Source organism: Conyzicola sp., from assembly GCF_046714715.1.
In the GTDB taxonomy this organism is placed as follows: Bacteria; Actinomycetota; Actinomycetes; order Actinomycetales; family Microbacteriaceae; genus Conyzicola.
Window position 1 is genome coordinate 1 of the sequence record NZ_JBKKAD010000227.1, and the last position, 16,502, is coordinate 16,502.

At 69.3% G+C, this 16,502-nt stretch carries 17 protein-coding genes; 9 read left to right on the forward strand and 8 right to left on the reverse strand.

From position 1 onward, the window contains the following. From ACLQ6X_RS17640 to xseA, 5 genes are all read right to left on the reverse strand, one after another. Window positions 1-1,383 (reverse strand): class II fumarate hydratase (locus tag ACLQ6X_RS17640; protein WP_411701451.1); only part of this gene is annotated, 1,383 nt, incomplete at its 3' end. Window positions 1,384-1,412: 29 nt separating this feature from the next. Then, entirely contained in the window at window positions 1,413-2,048 is a 636-nt protein-coding gene (locus tag ACLQ6X_RS17645) for a carbonic anhydrase (RefSeq protein ID WP_411701452.1), read from the reverse strand. Beyond that, window positions 2,048-2,761, reverse strand: coding sequence for a DUF4245 domain-containing protein (locus tag ACLQ6X_RS17650; protein ID WP_411701453.1), 714 nt, complete (start codon window positions 2,759-2,761; stop codon window positions 2,048-2,050). Before ACLQ6X_RS17650 ends, ACLQ6X_RS17645 begins: the two co-directional genes overlap by 1 nt. A gap of 2 nt (window positions 2,762-2,763) precedes the next feature. After that, window positions 2,764-2,997 carry an exodeoxyribonuclease VII small subunit gene (locus ACLQ6X_RS17655; protein WP_411701454.1) on the reverse strand — a complete coding sequence of 78 codons (234 nt, stop codon included), beginning with the start codon at window positions 2,995-2,997 and terminating at the stop codon, window positions 2,764-2,766. Window positions 2,998-3,010: 13 nt separating this feature from the next. Next, entirely contained in the window at window positions 3,011-4,243 is a 1,233-nt protein-coding gene (gene xseA / locus ACLQ6X_RS17660) for an exodeoxyribonuclease VII large subunit (RefSeq protein ID WP_411701455.1), read from the reverse strand. 90 nt (window positions 4,244-4,333) lie between these two features. Between xseA and ACLQ6X_RS17665 the strand changes: the two genes are divergently transcribed. The 4 genes from ACLQ6X_RS17665 to ACLQ6X_RS17680 are packed head-to-tail and all read left to right on the forward strand — an operon-like array spanning window position 4,334 to window position 8,286. After that, window positions 4,334-5,389 (forward strand): 4-hydroxy-3-methylbut-2-enyl diphosphate reductase, encoded by a 1,056-nt coding sequence (locus ACLQ6X_RS17665; RefSeq protein WP_411701466.1) that lies wholly within the window; start codon window positions 4,334-4,336, stop codon window positions 5,387-5,389. Then, window positions 5,386-5,913: a DUF6264 family protein gene (locus ACLQ6X_RS17670; protein ID WP_411701456.1), complete on the forward strand. Its 528-nt coding sequence runs from the start codon at window positions 5,386-5,388 to the stop codon at window positions 5,911-5,913. The genes ACLQ6X_RS17665 and ACLQ6X_RS17670 overlap by 4 nt, the downstream gene beginning before the upstream one ends. 44 nt (window positions 5,914-5,957) lie before the next feature. After that, the gene (locus ACLQ6X_RS17675) at window positions 5,958-7,154 is read left to right on the forward strand and encodes a sensor histidine kinase (protein WP_411701457.1); all 1,197 of its coding nucleotides are present in this window, start codon (window positions 5,958-5,960) and stop codon (window positions 7,152-7,154) included. Next, window positions 7,144-8,286, forward strand: coding sequence for a hypothetical protein (locus ACLQ6X_RS17680; RefSeq protein ID WP_411701458.1), 1,143 nt, complete (start codon window positions 7,144-7,146; stop codon window positions 8,284-8,286). The genes ACLQ6X_RS17675 and ACLQ6X_RS17680 overlap by 11 nt, the downstream gene beginning before the upstream one ends. A 5-nt stretch (window positions 8,287-8,291) precedes the next feature. Here the strand turns inward: ACLQ6X_RS17680 and fbaA are convergent, their stop codons facing one another. After that, the gene (gene fbaA, locus ACLQ6X_RS17685) at window positions 8,292-9,320 is read right to left on the reverse strand and encodes a class II fructose-bisphosphate aldolase (protein ID WP_411701459.1); all 1,029 of its coding nucleotides are present in this window, start codon (window positions 9,318-9,320) and stop codon (window positions 8,292-8,294) included. Between the two features lie 204 nt (window positions 9,321-9,524). Between fbaA and glpX the strand changes: the two genes are divergently transcribed. The 3 genes from glpX to ACLQ6X_RS17700 all read left to right on the forward strand — a co-directional run bounded on the left by glpX (window position 9,525) and on the right by ACLQ6X_RS17700 (window position 12,623). After that, window positions 9,525-10,457, forward strand: a complete 933-nt coding sequence (glpX, locus tag ACLQ6X_RS17690) for a class II fructose-bisphosphatase (protein WP_411701468.1) — start codon at window positions 9,525-9,527, stop codon at window positions 10,455-10,457. A 141-nt stretch (window positions 10,458-10,598) separates the two neighbouring features. Further along, window positions 10,599-10,931 carry a hypothetical protein gene (locus tag ACLQ6X_RS17695; protein WP_411701460.1) on the forward strand — a complete coding sequence of 111 codons (333 nt, stop codon included), beginning with the start codon at window positions 10,599-10,601 and terminating at the stop codon, window positions 10,929-10,931. A 132-nt stretch (window positions 10,932-11,063) separates the two neighbouring features. After that, complete coding sequence (locus ACLQ6X_RS17700; RefSeq protein WP_411701461.1) at window positions 11,064-12,623, forward strand: PucR family transcriptional regulator; 1,560 nt, start codon at window positions 11,064-11,066, stop codon at window positions 12,621-12,623. A 53-nt stretch (window positions 12,624-12,676) separates the two neighbouring features. Here ACLQ6X_RS17700 and ACLQ6X_RS17705 read toward each other — a convergent pair whose 3' ends face one another. Together ACLQ6X_RS17705 and ACLQ6X_RS17710 are read right to left on the reverse strand one after the other, a co-directional pair. After that, window positions 12,677-13,147, reverse strand: coding sequence for a PPC domain-containing DNA-binding protein (locus tag ACLQ6X_RS17705; RefSeq protein WP_411701462.1), 471 nt, complete (start codon window positions 13,145-13,147; stop codon window positions 12,677-12,679). Continuing rightward, complete coding sequence (locus ACLQ6X_RS17710; protein ID WP_411701463.1) at window positions 13,134-14,129, reverse strand: adenosine deaminase; 996 nt, start codon at window positions 14,127-14,129, stop codon at window positions 13,134-13,136. Before ACLQ6X_RS17710 ends, ACLQ6X_RS17705 begins: the two co-directional genes overlap by 14 nt. Window positions 14,130-14,400: 271 nt before the next feature. Here ACLQ6X_RS17710 and add point away from each other — a divergent pair, with 271 nt between their 5' ends. Together add and ACLQ6X_RS17720 are read left to right on the forward strand one after the other, a co-directional pair. Continuing rightward, window positions 14,401-15,423 (forward strand): adenosine deaminase, encoded by a 1,023-nt coding sequence (gene add / locus ACLQ6X_RS17715; RefSeq protein WP_411701464.1) that lies wholly within the window; start codon window positions 14,401-14,403, stop codon window positions 15,421-15,423. 175 nt (window positions 15,424-15,598) lie between these two features. After that, the coding region (locus tag ACLQ6X_RS17720) for an amidohydrolase family protein (RefSeq protein ID WP_411701465.1) at window positions 15,599-16,502 on the forward strand (904 nt) is incomplete at its 3' end.

Genomic DNA, 16,502 nt, shown 5'->3' on the forward strand with positions numbered 1-16,502 from the left:
GTCGAGCTGCTCCTCCGAGATCTCGCCGCGCTCGACGAAGCCGAGGTCGATCATGGCCTCGCGGATCGTGATGCCTGTCGCGACGGCGTGCTTGGCGATCTTCGCGGCCGACTCGTAGCCGATGAACTTGTTCAGCGGGGTCACGATCGACGGCGACGACTCGGCCATGGCACGGGCGCGGTCGAGGTTCGCGCGCAGCCCGTCGATCGTCTTGTCGGCGAGCAGCACGCTCGAGTTGGCGAGCAGGCGGATCGACTCGAGCAGCGCCGTTCCCATCACCGGGATCGCGACGTTCAGCTCGAAGTTGCCCGTGGCGCCGGCCCAGGCGATTGTGGCGTCGTTGCCGATCACCCGCGCGCCCACCATGATGACGGCCTCGGGGATGACGGGATTGACCTTGCCGGGCATGATCGACGACCCGGGCTGCAGGTCGGGGATGTGCAGCTCGCCGAGGCCGGTGTTCGGGCCGGAACCCATCCAGCGCAGGTCGTTGCAGATCTTCGTGAGCGACACCGCGATGACCCGGAGGGCTCCGGATGCCTCGACGAGCGCATCGCGCGCACCCTGCGCCTCGAAGTGGTCGAGTGCCTCGGTGATCGGCAGGCCGCTGTCGGCGGCGAGCTGGGCGATGACCTTCTGCGGGAAGCCGACCGGGGTGTTGATGCCGGTGCCCACGGCGGTTCCGCCGAGCGGCACCTCGGCCACGCGCACGATCGTCGCGTTGACCCGGTCGATGCCGAGGCGGATCTGGCGGGCGTAGCCGGCGAACTCCTGGCCGAGCGTCACGGGCGTGGCGTCCATGAGGTGCGTGCGGCCCGACTTCACGGCGGTGGCCCAGAGCGCGGCCTTCTCGTCGAGGGCGGCGGCGAGGTGTTCGAGGGCCGGGATCAGGTCGCCGAGCAGTGCGCCGGTGACCGCCACGTGCACCGAGGTCGGGAACACGTCGTTCGACGACTGCGACGCGTTGACGTGGTCGTTGGGGTGCACGGGGGAGCCGAGGGCGGTCGTCGCGAGCGAGGCGAGCACCTCGTTCATGTTCATGTTCGACGAGGTGCCGCTACCGGTCTGGTACGTGTCGACCGGGAAGTGGTCGTGGTGCTCGCCGGCAATGAGCGTGTCCGCCGCGGCGACCACGGCATCCGCGATGGTCTGATCGACGATCCCCAGCGAACCGTTGACGATCGCGGCGGCGCGCTTGATGCGGGCGAGGGCGACGATCTGGGCCGGCTCGAGGCCGGAGCCCGAGATGGGGAAGTTCTCGACCGCACGCTGCGTCTGGGCGCCGTAGAGAGCGTCGATGGGAACGAGCACTTCGCCCATCGTGTCGTGTTCGACGCGGAATGCGCTCGAATCGACGGGGGGCGATGCGGGGGAGGTGGTCACGTCATTGGGCCTTCCGTTGGTGGGGGGTGTTACAGATTTCCGATGCGGATGTCGGGGACCGCGCGGCCCTCGAGCAGCCGGTAGTTCGCGCCCACGACAGCCAGAGTACCGGCGGCGATTCCGTCGCTGATGAGTTCGGATGACTCGATCAACTCGGTGATCGTGTCGCGCAGGTGTTCGCGGCCCACATCGAGGGCGTCCACCGCGCCGGGCGCGAGCGCACCGTCGGCCGCACCGGCGACGCGGCGCACGGCCGGCACGATCTTCGAGATCAGGTGGCCGATGTGCGGGGGCAGCGCCGGGGCGTCGTCGCCCTGCGAGTCGATGGCGGCGCGCACGGCACCGCACTCGTCGTGGCCGAGCACGACGATGAGCGGCACCTTGAGCACCGCGACCGCGTATTCGAGCGAGCCGACGACCGATTCGGAGATGATCTGGCCGGCGTTGCGCACGACGAACAGGTCGCCGATGCCCTTGTCGAAGATGATCTCGGCGGCGAGCCGCGAGTCGCTGCAGCCGAAGAGGGCGGCGTCGGGCCGCTGCTCCAACGCGACCGACTCCCGGCGTTCCACGTCTTGGCGCGGGTGGAGCGGTGCGCCGGAGACGAACCTGTCGTTGCCGCGGACCATCTCGGCCCAGGCCTTCGCGGGAGCTTTATCGGGCATTACTCGGCCTCCGTTGCCTCTGCTGCGTCAATTTCTTTTGCGACCGAACCCGCGAGGGTGCGGAACTCGTTCGTGTCTGCGGTTCCGTAGAGAACGTAGGTGCTGTCGCCCGACTCGGTGACCATCGCGTAGGCGAGGTTGCCGGGGTCGTCGCCGTCGCGGTTGTCGTAGACCGTCCACTCGCGGCCGCCGACCGTCTCGGTTCCGGTGGCGAGCTGCTGGTCGAGCAGGGTCAGCAGCCAGGTGGGGTTGGCGTCGATGCCCTGGCTCAGCGCGATGAACTGGCTCGAGGGGGTGATGAACCCGATGTACCAGGTGGAGACGCCGTCTCGCGCCTGGCCGAGGTCGGCGTTGTTCGAGGTCCACTGGCCGGGCACGTCAGGAACGGCGAGGGGTTCGTCGATCGTGGGCTGCGCCTGCGCCGCCACGTCTGCGAAGTCGACGGGTTCGCGCGCCGGCTGGTCGGGCCGCACCACGACGATGACGATGACGAGCATCAGGCCGACCGAGGCGACGAGCGACCAGATGAGGTTGCGCAGCGTCTGGTTCGCCCTGTGCTTGCGCGAGTTCTCGGCCTTGCGGGCCGCGGTCTCCTCCGGCGTCTCGGGCCGGCCGAGTTCGGCCACGATCGGGGCGGGCTTCGGTCGTGGAACACGTGTCGGCACGACGTCGGTCGGCGCCTTCCGGTCGCGCGCGGGCTTCTTATCTGCCACGGCTACTGCGCGCTCGCGGAACGTGCGGCGTCGCCTCTGACACCATCGAGCCGGGCCTTCGCGCCGAGCAGCCACTCTTCGCAGCGCTTCGCGGCGGCTTCCCCGCGCTCCCACAGGGCGAGCGATTCTTCGAGTGTCGACGAGCCCTGCTCGAGCTCGGACACCACCCGCACGAGTTCGTCGCGCGCCTGCTCATAGCTGAGCGCGCTGACGTCGGAGTTCGGTGCAGTTGCCACGGGACGATTCTACCTAGCTCTCGACGGGGGACTCGTCGACGGTGGAACGGATGCGACCGCGCGCGATGGTGAGGACAAGCTCGGTGCCGACGGGAGCGTCTGCCACGTCGCGCAGCGCCGCCCCCGAGGGCAGCTGTGCGATCGCATAGCCGCGGTCGAGCGTGCCCTGCGGAGACAGCGCGCGCAACTGCCCGGCGAGCTCGCCGACGCGGGTCAGCGAGCGTTCGATGACCCGGTCGACCAGTTCGTGGCTGCGGGCCACCCAGCGGGTGAGCTCTTCGGCGCGCGCGTCGACCAGCGCGATCGGGTTCGCCAGCACCGGCCGGGTGCGCAGTTGCTCGAGCCGGTCGATCTCGTGCGTGACCAGCGATGTCATGCGCGTGCCGATGCGCGATCGGGCCTGCGCTACCCGGGCGAGCTCCTCCGCGACATCCGGGACCACGCGCTTGGCGGCATCCGTCGGCGTCGAGGCGCGCAGATCGGCCACCTCGTCGAGCAGCGGCCGGTCGGCCTCGTGCCCGATCGCGCTGATGAGCGGCGTGACGCAGGCCGCCGCGGCCCGCACGAGGGTCTCGTCGCTGAAGACGAGCAGGTTCTGGAAGTCGCCACCGCCGCGCGCGACGATGATCACGTCGACCTCGGGGTCGGCGTCGAGCAGTCGGATGCCGGCGGTCACCTCGGTCACGGCCCGCTCGCCCTGCACGGCGGCGTGTGCGACCCGGAATCTCACGCCCGGCCAGCGCAGTTGCGCGTTGCGCAGCACGTCTTTCTCGGCGTCGCTTTCTTTGCCGGTGACGAGTCCGATCAGGCCGGGCAGGAACGGCAGCGCTTTCTTGCGCGACGCGGAGAACAGCCCCTCGCCGGCGAGTTTCTGCCGCAACAGCTCGAGTCGTTCGAGCAGGTCGCCGAGGCCGACGTGGCGCATCTCGAACACCTGCATCGTGAGCGTTCCGCCCTTGACCCAGTAGTTGGGTTTCACGAGCGCGACGACGCGGTCGCCCTGTTTGAGGTCGGCCGGCAGCTTCGCCTTGACCGACGACCAGATGGTGAACCCCACGGTCGCGTCTTGCTCGAGGTCTTTCAGCTTGCCGTAGACGTTGCCGCCCGACACGCCCCACTGGGTGATCTCGCCCTCGACCCACACGGTGCCGAGGCGGTCGATCCAGCCCTTGATCTTCGCCGAGAGAAGACCGACGGGCCACGGGGAGTCGACGGTGGCCGGACCATCCGGTGTGAACTCGACCAAGCTGACCCCTCCCAGACAGGCGCACCGCCCGCCGCGTAGAATTGCCCCGTGAGCAATATCACTAATGGAAACGTCGCCGTGCATCTCGAGATGCCGCGCGTTCCCGCGCTGCGGAACAGGCTAAAGGATACCCCCGTCACCGGTGCCAAGCGGGTTCTGCTCGCCGCCCCCCGCGGCTACTGCGCTGGGGTGGACAGGGCGGTCATCGCCGTCGAGAAGGCCCTCGAACGTTTCGGCGCCCCCGTCTACGTGCGCAAGCAGATCGTGCACAACATCCACGTCGTCTCGACCCTCGAGAAGAAGGGCGCCATCTTCGTCGACGATGTCGACGAGGTCCCGCAGGGCTCGCACATCGTCTTCAGCGCCCACGGCGTCTCACCCGCCGTCGTGCAGGGCGCGGCCGACCGCCAGCTCGACGCGATCGACGCCACCTGCCCGCTCGTGACCAAGGTGCACCGCGAGGCGGTGCGCTTCGCCAAGCAGGACTTCGAGATCCTGCTGATCGGGCACCACGGCCACGAAGAGGTCGAGGGCACCATGGGCCACGCGCCCGAACGCACCACCCTCGTGGGCAGCCCGGCCGACGTGCCGAACATCGTCGTGAACAACCCCGACCATGTCGTGTGGCTCTCGCAGACGACGTTGAGTGTGGATGAGACGATGGAAACCGTTCGCCTGCTGCGTCAGCGCTTCCCGAATCTCCAAGACCCGCCGAGCGACGACATCTGCTACGCCACCACCAACCGCCAGGTCGCGATCCGGAAGGTCGCCGCAGAGGCCGACCTCGTGATCGTCGTCGGCTCGTCGAACAGCTCGAACACGATGCGACTCGTCGACGTCGCCCTCGAGTACGGCGCGAAGGCGGCCTACCGGGTCGACTACGCGAGCGAGATCCAGCAGGAGTGGCTCGACGGCGTCGTGACCGTCGGCGTCACGAGCGGCGCCTCCGTGCCCGAGGTGCTCGTGCAGGAGGTGCTCGACGACCTCGCCGACGCCGGCTACGGCGACGTGAGCCAGGTCGTCACCGCCGAGGAAGACCTCATGTTCTCGCTGCCGAAGGAACTGCGCAAAGACGCCGACGGCAACGCCGACGAGCGCGGTCTCGGCGGCCGTGTGCGTCAGCTGGACTGGCAGAAGAACCGATGAGCGACCAGCGCGACCGCCCCCAGTACGGCGAGTACGCGAGCGTCGACGAACAGGTCGCCGCGGGCGGTTACCGGGTGGAGCACGAGCAGCCTTCGACCGCGGTCACGCCCCTCGCACCTCCGCTCGCCGCGACCCGCGTGCCGGGCGCACCGCCGACCCCGCGCCGGTGGGATTTCGTGCTCACGGTCGGCCTCCTCGTGTTCGGGGCGTACTCCGTGGCATCCTCGGTTCCCAGCCTGCTCGACTTCGGCGCCACCCTCGACCAGATGTACGAGCTGAGCGGCTACGGCGACTACACCGAGCTCGAACTGGCACGGGGTATCGGCATCGCGATCCTGGTCAGCCAGTCGGTGCTCTACGTCGTGACCGTCATCGTCACCCTGATGCGGCTGCGTGCGCGCAAGCTGTCGTTCTTCGTTCCCCTGATCGGCGGCGCCCTGGCGGCGATCGTGATCTTCGTGCTGCTTCTGGTGGCCATGGTCTCTGATCCCGCGCTCGCCGCCACCATCGGCACACCGAGCTAACGACGGTGGCGGAGACGTCGCGGGTCGCCATCCTGCCGCGCGGGGTGGCTTCGAACATCCTCGTCACCGCGATCTCCCGGGGAGCGTGGGCCGTGTCGGTCGCGCTGATGCTCCTGACGATCCCGATCGTGATCGACGTGGCCGTCGACCGCGGGTTCGCCGACCGGGTCTGGCTTCCCCTGCTCTGCATCGTCGGTCTCCTCGTGCTACTCGGTGTGAGCGGCTGGCAGCCCAGCACCCGCACCCGGCTGCTCTACGTGCTCGGTGGCGCGGCGCTGGCGATCGTCTACGAGGTGGCGTTGCTCTCCGCCGACGCCAGCCTGAACGACGACGCGAGCTTCGTGCTCAACCGGCCGGCCATGATCCTGGCCTTCGCCGGCGTCTCCACCCTGCGCCCGCTCGTGGGCGCGGCGTGGAGTCTCGCCGGCTACCTGCTCTCCTTCGCCGTGTCGGCCGTCGCCTCGGCCGTCACGGGTCTCGCCTTCGTGCCCGGCTGGGGTCCGACGATCGCGTTCGTCGTGTACGCCGGCTGCTACCTCGCGCTCATCGCGGTGCGGGCGAACCAGGACAAGCAGGTCCCCGACCTCGCGCGGCTGGAGGAGGACACCCGGCGCCTCGCCATCGAGAACCAGTTCGAGCAGCGCGCCGCGGCGATCGTGCACGACACCGTGCTCAGCGATCTGACCGCGATCATGAACGCCAACGGTCCCCTCGACGAGCGGGCTCGCGCGCGCTTTCGGGCGGATGTCGCGACCCTCAGCGATTCCGCGTGGCTGCGTGAATCGGCCGAACCACCCGTCGTGGCCCCCCTCGACGCGGTGCTGCGCAACGCGCTCGAGACGCTCGTCAGCGACTTCCAGTGGCGCGGGCTCTCGGTCGACGTGACGGGGGATTCGCACGAGGTCATCCGGGTCTCGCCGGAGGCGGCATCCTCCCTCGTCCTCGCGGTGCGGGCGTGCCTCGACAACGTCCTCGACCACGCGCAGACGGGGTCGGCCGAACTCGTGATCTCGACCACCCCGCGCGCCGTCACGATCATGGTGATCGACCACGGCGTCGGCTTCGACCCGCTGGCCGTCGCTGGCGACCGACTGGGCCTGCGGGCGTCGGTGACCGCCCGCATCCGCTCGCACGGCGGTTCGGTGCGGGTCTGGTCGACGCCGGGCAGCGGCACCTCGGTGCTCATCAGCGTGCCCGCCGCCGAGTTCGAGCAGCCGAGCGGGGCGCCCCATGTCTCATGACCCGTGGACCGTGACACCGCAGCAGATCGACCCGCTCAGCTGGTTCACCCGGCCCCTCGTCCCGGTGGCGTTCGCGCTGCTCACCGCCCTCGTCGGTATCACAACCACCGTCTTCCAGTGGTCGATCGTCGGCGAACCGTGGCTCGACGTCGTGGCGATCGCCGTCATCGCGAGCGCCTGCGTGCTGGTGCAGATCTCGACCAGGCCGCTGCGGCCGATGTTCGGGCCGCGTCAGGCACTCGCCCCGCTCGCTCTGGCCGTCGCGGGACTCGCCCTCTCGACCGTGAGCGCTATCGACTCCGACACGCTCGTGCAGTACTGGTGGGCATCGATCGGTGTCGGCTGCGTCATCGCGTCGCTCGGCCCGTTCTCGACGGCGCGACAGGTGCTCGCCTACGGAACCGGGCTCACCGCGGTGAGCGCCGCGTGCGGCTACGTGGCGTTTGCGCCCGACTCGCGGGTGTGGCCGGGGCTCAGCGTCACGCTCATCGCCGGCTGCGCGGGAGTCGTCGCGACCGTCGCGACCGCCACCTTCTGCTACGTGGTCGTGTCGCGCACGCAGTCGCTGCTGCGCGGCAATCGCGCCGAACCGCCCGCGCCCGACGGGCCGAGCGACGAGCTGGCGCGCCGGGTCGAGCGCCGCACGCTGGCGCGGCTCGGCAGCAGGGTCGCGCCGTTCCTCGAGGGAATCGCCGACGCGGGCGAGGTGACGGCGGCCGACCGCGCCCTGGCCGGGCAGCTCGCGCGGCAGCTGCGCTCCGACCTCGTGAGCCAGGTCAACCGCACCTGGCTCGACTCGGTGGCGCTGTTCGGGCGCATCTACGTCGTCGACCCCGACAGGCTCGCCGACCGCATGAACCCCGCACAGCGCACGGCCCTGCGCGCGCTGCTGCTGAGCGTGACGGCAAACCCGGGCGCGGCCGCGGGATCGCTCTTCATCGAACTGCGCGGAGAACCGGATGGCTCGACCGCCGTAGCCCTCAGCCTCGACTTCTCGCTTCCCGAGGGCAGGCGGGCCATGCTGCTCGCGCCGTACTACCTGACGCTGCAGACCACCGTCGACTCGCTGACCTGGGACCCCTCACGCGACCTGCTGAGATTCCAGCTGCCCGCGGAGGGGTCCGACAGTTAAGGGCGTCAGCCGATCGAGTGGCCGACCGAGCCGAGCTGCTTCGTGGCAGCGACCACGCGGGCGGCGAGGGCGGTCTCGGCGAGCTTGCCCCAGGAACGCGGGTCGTAGACCTTCTTGTTGCCGACCTCGCCGTCGACCTTGAGGAAGCCGTCGTAGTTCTTCAGCACCGTGTCGGCGACCGAGCGGCTGTAGGCGTACTGGGTGTCGGTGTCGATGTTCATCTTCACGACGCCGTTCGACACCGCCGTCGCGATCTCCTCGTCGGTCGACCCCGACCCGCCGTGGAAGACGAGGTCGAGCGGCTTGGGGCCGGTGCCGTACTTGGCCTGGACGCCGGCCTGGATCTCGCCCAGCAGGTCGGGGCGCAGCTTCACGTTGCCGGGCTTGTAGACGCCGTGCACGTTGCCGAAGGTGAGGGCAGCGATGTAGCGTCCCTGCTCGCCGAGCCCCAGGGCCTCGATCGTCTGGATCGCGTCATCCAGAGTCGTGTACAGGTGTTCGTTGACGACGTCGTGCTCGACACCGTCTTCTTCGCCGCCGACGACACCGATCTCGACCTCGAGGATCGAGTTGATCGCCTTCATGCGCGGCAGGATCTCTTTAGCGATGCGCAGGTTCTCGTCGAGCGTCACCGCCGAGCCGTCCCACATGTGCGACTGGAAGATCGGGTTGCGTCCGGCCTTCACCTCGGCCTCCGAGGCGGCGATGAGCGGGTACAGGAAGCCGTCGAGCGCGTTCTCGGGGCAGTGGTCGGTGTGCAGCGCGACGGTGATCGGGTAGTTCTTGGCCGCCTCGGTGACGAACGCCGCGAAGGCGAGAGCTCCGGATGCGCGCGCCTTGACCGTGTGGCCGGCGAAGAAGTCGGCGCCTCCCGTGGTCACCTGGATGATGCCGTCGGAGCCCGCCTCGGTGAGTCCCTGGAGGATGCCGTTGATCGTCGACGATGACGAAGCGTTGATTGCCGGGAACGCGAAGCCGGTGTTCTTCGCCTTGTCGAGCATCTCCGCGTACTGTTCGGGGGTTGCGATGGGCATACGGCCTCCAGAGCTGAATTCTTCGAACTATTCGGTCGGGGAAAGTCTAGCCAGCGCGGGCCGCGCGGGCCCGCGCTACAGTTGAACAGACGTTGATTCGCCTCTCGAATCCCACCACAGCGCCACGCAATCGACCTTGAGGACGACCCACACGTGAGCCCAGAAGCCGGCACTCTCTACCTCCACCCCGACCGCAACCTCGGCATGGAGCTCGTGCGCGCCACCGAGGCCGCCGCCATCCGCGCGGTGCCGTTCATCGGCCGCGGCGACAAGAACGCCGCCGACGGTGCCGCCGTCGACGCGATGCGTAAGTTCCTCGGCACCGTCGAGTTCGACGGCCTCGTCGTCATCGGCGAGGGCGAGAAAGACGCCGCCCCCATGCTCTACAACGGCGAGCACGTCGGCTCCGGCGAGGGCCCCGCGTGCGACATCGCGGTCGACCCGATCGACGGCACGTCGCTCACCGCCGCCGGCCGCCAGAACGCGCTGAGCATGATCGCCGTGTCCGACCGCGGCAGCATGTACGACCCGAGCGCCGTGTTCTACATGGAGAAGATCGTCACCGGCGCCGAGGGGCACGGCATCGTCGACCTGCGCCAGCCGATCGGCGAGAACATCCGCGCCCTCGCGAAGGCGAAGGGCAAAGACGTCTCCGACATGGTCATCGCCGTGCTCGACCGTCCGCGTCACCAGCAGCTGGTCGAAGACATCCGCGCTTCGGGCGCCGGCACCCGCATGCTGCTCGACGGCGACGTCGCGGGCGGCATCAACGCAGCCATGCACGGCACGCGCATCGACATGTGCGTCGGAACCGGTGGAACGCCCGAGGGCATCATCACCGCCTGCGCCCTGAAGGCGCTCGGCGGGTTCATCCAGGGCCGGCTGCTGCCGCGCGACGACGACGAGCGCCAGCGCGCCATCGACGCCGGGCACGACCTCGACCGTGTGCTCGAGGTGGGCGACCTCGTCACGAGCGACAACACCTACTTCGTGGCCACCGGCGTCACCGACGGCCAGCTCGTCGACGGCGTGCGCAAGGTCGGGCCGAACATCCGCACCGAGAGCATCATCCTGCGCGGACGCTCGGGCACCGTGCGTCGCGTTGTCGCCGAGCACCTCGCCGAGAAGTGGCTGTAACCCCGTCGCCCAACAGGATCAGCTGATTCGAACGCCGCGTCGACAGGACGGATGCGCCCGCACGGGCCCTCCCATCCTGTCGACGCGGCGTCATCCGCCCGACTGACGCGGCTAACGCGACACGTACGCCAGACTGCAGATGTGAGAGCCCACCCCGTCGCAGCCGCGCTCGGCCTCGTCGCCGCGCAACTGCTGCTGGCGGCTTTCCTCACCTCGCAGATTCTGGCCGTGGCCTATCGATACCCGGGTGTCGCCGCCATCGACCAACTCGGGCACCTCGGATCGGGCCCGGCCCTCGCCTTCCTCGCGGCCTGGGTGCCGGCGGTGGTGGCGATCCCGATCACCCTGGTACTTCTCGCGACGAGATTCCGACGGCGGGCGTGGACCCTGCCCGCCGCCGCGATGCTGGTCAGCATCGCGGGCTGGCTCTGGGCGGTTTCCACGTTCGAGCAGCCATCGATCGTCGGCGGCTGAGCCGCGCCGGTCAACAGGACCGATAGGCCCGGGCGAACCGTCAACAGGACGGATGCGCCCCCGGCCGCACGTTCCATCCTGTTGACGCGCCGCCGCCCGGTAAACTCCTGTGACGAACGGAAGGTGGGGGCGGTGCGAGTTCTCGATCTGCTCGACCGCGCCGAGCTGGGGCTCTCGACCGTGTGGGCCGAGCCCGCGATGCTCGAGCGCGACGTCAAAGGGTCGTACATCGTCGACCTGCCCAACCCGGGCAAGTTCCTCTCCGAGGGCGACCTCGTGCTCACCGCCGCGATCTGGGCTACCGGGCCCGAGAGCGCCGAGACCTACGTGTCCGCGCTCGCGGCCAAGCACGTCGCCGTGCTCGTGGTCGGCACCATCATCGTCGGCGAGATCCCCGACTACATCGTGGCCGCCTGCCGCGCCCGTGGGATCGTGCTGCTCACGGTGTCGCAGGACGTCTCGTTCAAGGCCGTGACCCAGTACATCGAGTCGACCGTCGCGACCGCCGACAGCGCCGGAACCTCCCGCAGCGGCAACGTCACGCGCACGCTGCTCGACGGCATCGGTTCGGGCGCGGGGGCGCAGGGCGCGCTGCGGCTGTTCTACGAGGAGTTCGCCACCGAGAGCTGGGTGCTCGAATCGGGCGGTGCCGTGTCGGCGGTCGTCGGATCCGCGCCGAGCGTCGACGACGTGGCCGCGGTGTGGAACCGGATGCTCGGCTCCGCCGAGAGCGCCGTGGTCGTCGTCGACGGACGCGGCAGGCCCGCGTCGGTGTGGCCCATCGTGACCGAGACCGTGCGGTCGATCGGCTACCTCGTGTGCGCCGGCGACCATCGCTCCTGGCCCACCGACCTCGAGCGCGTCGTGCGCACGCTGCTGCTCGTGGTGCGCGTCGAGCTCGAGCTCGCCGCCAATCGGCGCGAGGCCGAACAGGCGCAGGCCACCGAGTTCGTGCAGCAGCTGATCACCGACACGCTCTCACCGGGGGAGGCGTCCGCCCGACTGCGGCTCCTGGGCATCGACCCGCTGCTGCCGGTGACGGTGATCGCCGCCCAGGTCGACGACACCGACTACCCGACCCGTGCCGTGCTCGACGCCGCCACCTCGCTGCTCGCGGCCCCCGGCCGCGTGGCGATCGGCTGCGACCTCGGCGACGAGGCCGTCGTGCTGCTCGGCGGGGTCACCGAGACGCCCGAAGAACTCATCGCCGGCGCCGAATCGGCCGCCGACCGCCAGCGCGCGCTGCTCGGCGAGCGGCACCTGCGCATCGGCGTGAGCGAGCGCACGCTGAGCCTCAGCCAGTTGAGCTCCGCCGTAGGCTCGGCGCGCGCCCGCATGCGCTCGGCCGTGGGGGAGGGCGCGATCGTCTGGTCGACGCGGTCGACGCCGCGGTCGTACGAGGCGCTGCTCGAGATGCTTCCCGACCGGGTGCGCGTGGCGTTCGGCCGTTCGCTGCTCGCGCCGCTCGTCGACTACGACGTGCGGCACGGTTCCGAGCTGGTGCAGACGCTGCGGGTGTTCCTCGACGCGAGCGGCGCGTGGCAGCAGGCCGCGACCGAACTGCACGTGCACGTCAACACCCTGCGCTACCGCATCGGCCGCATCGAAGACCTCACGCAGCGCGACCTGTCGACCATGCGCGACCGGGTCGATTTCTTCCTGGCGCTGGCCACGCAGCCGTTGGTTGAGTAGGAGCGCCAGCGCCGTATCGAAACCCGGTTTCGATACGGCCGCGGGCGGCCTGCTCAACCAGCGATAGCGATGAAACTCAGGTTCGCCAGCCCGTGAGCCGCGACATCCGGCTTTCGGATGAACCGGGGTGACAGCACCTCTTCGATGACCACCTCGGCCACGTAGTGCACCGTGGCCGCGAGCAGATGGCCCGCGTAGCCGTTGGCGGAGTAGGCCTTGACGCCCACCGACACGTGCACGTGCGGGGTCACCGCGCCGGTCGCGGGGTCGAATGCGATGGTTCCCGAACCCGTGCCCTCGACGCCCTCGAGGTGCACCGAGTCGGGCAGCGGCGCATCGTGGTCGTCGATCACCGAGCAGGTGCCGATGAGCGACACCCGCGTGAACGCCCCGAGGAACACCGGCAGGTAGCCCTGCTCGACACCGTGCTCGGCGCAGACCGCCGCGATCGACGACAGCACGTCGTCGCCGGGCTGCAGCACGACCACGAAGCGCCGGCCGGTCGTGATCTCAGTACTGATCATCGCCGAGCGCCTTCCGCACGTCGAGACGCAGCGCTTCCTTCTCGGCCTCGGGCAGGAACGACGAGGTGAACGAGTTCTCGGCGAGCGTGCCGAGCTGCTGGGGGGTGAGGGCGAGCTCGCTCGTGATCGCAGCGAAGTTGTCGTCGACGTAGCCGCCGAAGTAGGCGGGGTCGTCGCTGTTGATGGAGACGAGCAGGCCCTCGGCGAGCATCGCCGGCAGCAGGTGGTCGGCGAGCTCGGGCGGCGCCGTCTTCAGCGCGATGTTCGACAGCGGGCATACCGTGAGCGGAATCTGCTCGTCGCGCAGGCGGGCGACCAGTTCGGGATCTTCCATGGCGCGGTTGCCGTGGTCGATGCGCTCGACGCCGAGCAGGTCGAGGGCCTCCCAGACGTAGTCGGGGCCGCCCTCCTCGCCGGCGTGGGCGACGCGGTGCAGCCCCTCGGATCCGGCGATGCCGAACGCCTCGGTGAACAGCGACGGCGGGAAGCCGAGCTCGGAGGAGTCGAGGCCCACCCCGATGAAGCGGTCGCGGAACGGCATGGCCTCGCGCAGCGTCTGCGTGGCCGCCTCGCCGCCGAGGTGGCGCAGGAAGCACAGGATGAGGTCGGCCGAGATACCGGTCGCCGCGCGCGCGTCGGCGATCGCCGCGGTGAAACCGTTGAAGACGGCCTCCTGCGGAACGCCGTTCTGGGTGTGCGTCTGCAGGTCGAAGAACATTTCCGCGCGACGCACACCGGATGCCGCGGCGCGGGTCAGGTAGGCGGTGCCCAAGTCGTAGAAGTCCTCCTCGGTCTTCATCACGGCGAGGTTCGCGTAGTAGATGTCGAGGAACGACTGCAGGTCGGTGAACCGGTACCGCGCCTTGAGCTCGATCGGATCGAACGTGGGCAGATCGACGCCGTTGCGGCGGGCGAGAGCGACGACGAGTTCGGCCTCCAGCGATCCCTCGATGTGCATGTGGAGTTCTGCTACTGGGAGCACTGGCTCGTTCCTCTCGGTTCTCAGGCACTCGTGGTGTCTGGCTTTCGAGCTAACCACAGCATCGGGGGGCGGTATTCGGAGGATCGCCCAACCTTGCCCCGTTCTGGGGCGGCCGATCTCGGCGGATCCGCCAAGCCGCAACACGGCGACCACGGGCCGTAACCGGGGTGAAACCTGTTCGGACGATCGTCTAAATCGAGCGGGGCGGATGCACCGTTTCTTTGTTCTGCTCGTTATGGTGCGGGCGTCGCACGGTTGCTTGACTGAGCCGGTGATAACCCCCACCGAGCCAGACGAGGCCACCGCCGCGTTCATCGCCGGCATGCCGAAGGCCGAGCTGCACGTGCACCTCGAGGGCACGCTCGAACCCGTCCAGCGGCTGGAGTTCGCGCAGCGCAACGCGGTCGCCCTGCCCGAGAACGACGTCGCCGTCTACACCGACCTCACCAGCTTCCTGGCGTCGTACTACCCGAACATGGCCGTGCTGCAGACCGAGCGCGACTTCTTCGACCTCGCCTACGCCTATTTGACGAAGGCGACGGCGCAGGGGGTTCGGCACACCGAGATGTTCTTCGACCCCCAGGCGCACACGAGCCGCGGCATCCCGTTCTCGACCGTGATCACCGGGTACCACGACGCGGTCGTGCGGGCCGAGTTCGAGTTCGATATCAGCGCGCAGCTCATCCTCTGCTTCCTGCGTGACCACAGCGCCGAGTCGGCCATGGACACCCTGGCCGAGTCGCTGAGCTACAGGCACTGGATCGTGGGCGTCGGCCTCGACTCCGACGAGCGCGGCAATCCGCCGTCGAAGTTCGCCGCGGTATTCGCCCGGGCTCGCGCCGAGGGGTACCTGCTGACGATGCACTGCGACGTCGACCAGCCGAACAGCATCGAGCACATCCGCCAGGCGATCGAAGACATCGGCGTCGACCGCATCGACCACGGCACGAACATCCTCGAAGACCCGCGCCTCGTCGCCCTCGCCCGCGACAGGGGGATCGGCCTCACCTCGTGCCCGCTCTCCAACGCCGTCGTGAGCGACGGCGGCAAGGCGCCGGAGATCGTCGAGCTGCTGCGCGCCGGAGTGAAGATCACCGTGAATTCCGACGACCCGCCCTACTTCGGCGGCTACCTCACTGAGAACCTGCTCGCGCTCGCGGCGACGACCGACCTCACCCGCGACGAGTTCGTGCGGCTGCAGCGCAACGCGTTCGAGATCTCCTGGATCTCGGCTGTCGACCGCGACGCCCACCTCGCCCGCCTCGACGCGTACGTCGCGGGATGGGCTCGCTGACCACACCTCCGACTCACTCTGTTTCCAATTCATTAAGAAACCGCCGAATCGGGCCAACTTGTCAACAAGTGTTGCCGAGGCTCGATACGGTCGAAACAACTCTCCTGCGCGGGGCATCGTCGCCACCGCTACCGCTACCGCTACCGACACCACCCACGCTTGGAAAGGCACCACAATGAGCCGCATCGATGGCATCGCGATCTTCAACGGACGCTCCGCGCTCGCAACCGGCTCGCTCAGCTGGCAGGGCGACAGCATCGTCGCCGTCGAACCGAGCGACGTCGACGCCGCGCCCCTCGCCGGATACGGGATCATCCCCGGACTGGTCGACACCCACGTGCACATCAGCGGCTACGCCGGAGAGCGCACCGTCGACTGGTCGAGCTGGCCGATCACGACCCCGGCCGTCGAGAAGTCGCTGCACATCGCGGCCAACGCCCGCAAGGCCGCGGCGATGGGTATCACGACGCTGCGTGACCTGGCCGGAGACGAGAACCAGATGGCGGTCGCCCGGGTGTTCGACGAGGGAATCCTGCCCGGCCCGCGCCTGCTGGTCAGCGGCCAGGTCGGCATGACCGCCGGGCACGGCGACCTGTTCGTGCCCCCGCACTACCCGCACCGTGACCCCGTCGCCGACAGCCCCGACGAGTGCCGCAAGCTCGTGCGCCACTGGGCCCGCGCCGGCGCCACCGGAATCAAGATCTACCTCAGCGGCGGCGTGCTCTCGATGGGCGACAAGGTGGGCTGGCGCAACCAGACCCTCGCCGAGATCCGCACCACGATCGACGAGGCGCACGCCCTCGGCATGCCCGTCGCGGCCCACACGCACTCCGCTGAGGGGGTCGAGATCGCGCTCGCCGAGGGCGTCGACTCGATCGAGCACGGTACGGGCATCTCGAGCAAGCACTGGGCCGACCTGGTGGCGAAGAACGTGCCCGTCGCGCCGACGCTGATGATCAACAACTACATCGCCGACGGCACCGTCTCGTTCTCCGAGGAGGCTCAGCAGAAGGCGCAGCAGGTCGTCGCCGAGCGTGACGCCGGATTCGTCGGCGCGGGCGCCGCGGGCGTGCGCTTCG

Excerpts from the sequence above, each read along its gene's own strand:
- fbaA (WP_411701459.1), bottom strand. The coding sequence starts at position 9,320 with ATGCCCATCGCAACCCCCGAACAGTACGCGGAGATGCTCGACAAGGCG.
- ACLQ6X_RS17645 (WP_411701452.1), bottom strand. The coding sequence starts at position 2,048 with ATGCCCGATAAAGCTCCCGCGAAGGCCTGGGCCGAGATGGTCCGCGGC.
- ACLQ6X_RS17670 (WP_411701456.1), top strand. The coding sequence starts at position 5,386 with ATGAGCGACCAGCGCGACCGCCCCCAGTACGGCGAGTACGCGAGCGTC.
- ACLQ6X_RS17665 (WP_411701466.1), top strand. The coding sequence starts at position 4,334 with ATGCCGCGCGTTCCCGCGCTGCGGAACAGGCTAAAGGATACCCCCGTC.
- ACLQ6X_RS17705 (WP_411701462.1), bottom strand. The coding sequence starts at position 13,147 with ATGATCAGTACTGAGATCACGACCGGCCGGCGCTTCGTGGTCGTGCTG.
- glpX (WP_411701468.1), top strand. The coding sequence starts at position 9,525 with ATGGAGCTCGTGCGCGCCACCGAGGCCGCCGCCATCCGCGCGGTGCCG.
- ACLQ6X_RS17680 (WP_411701458.1), top strand. The coding sequence starts at position 7,144 with ATGTCTCATGACCCGTGGACCGTGACACCGCAGCAGATCGACCCGCTC.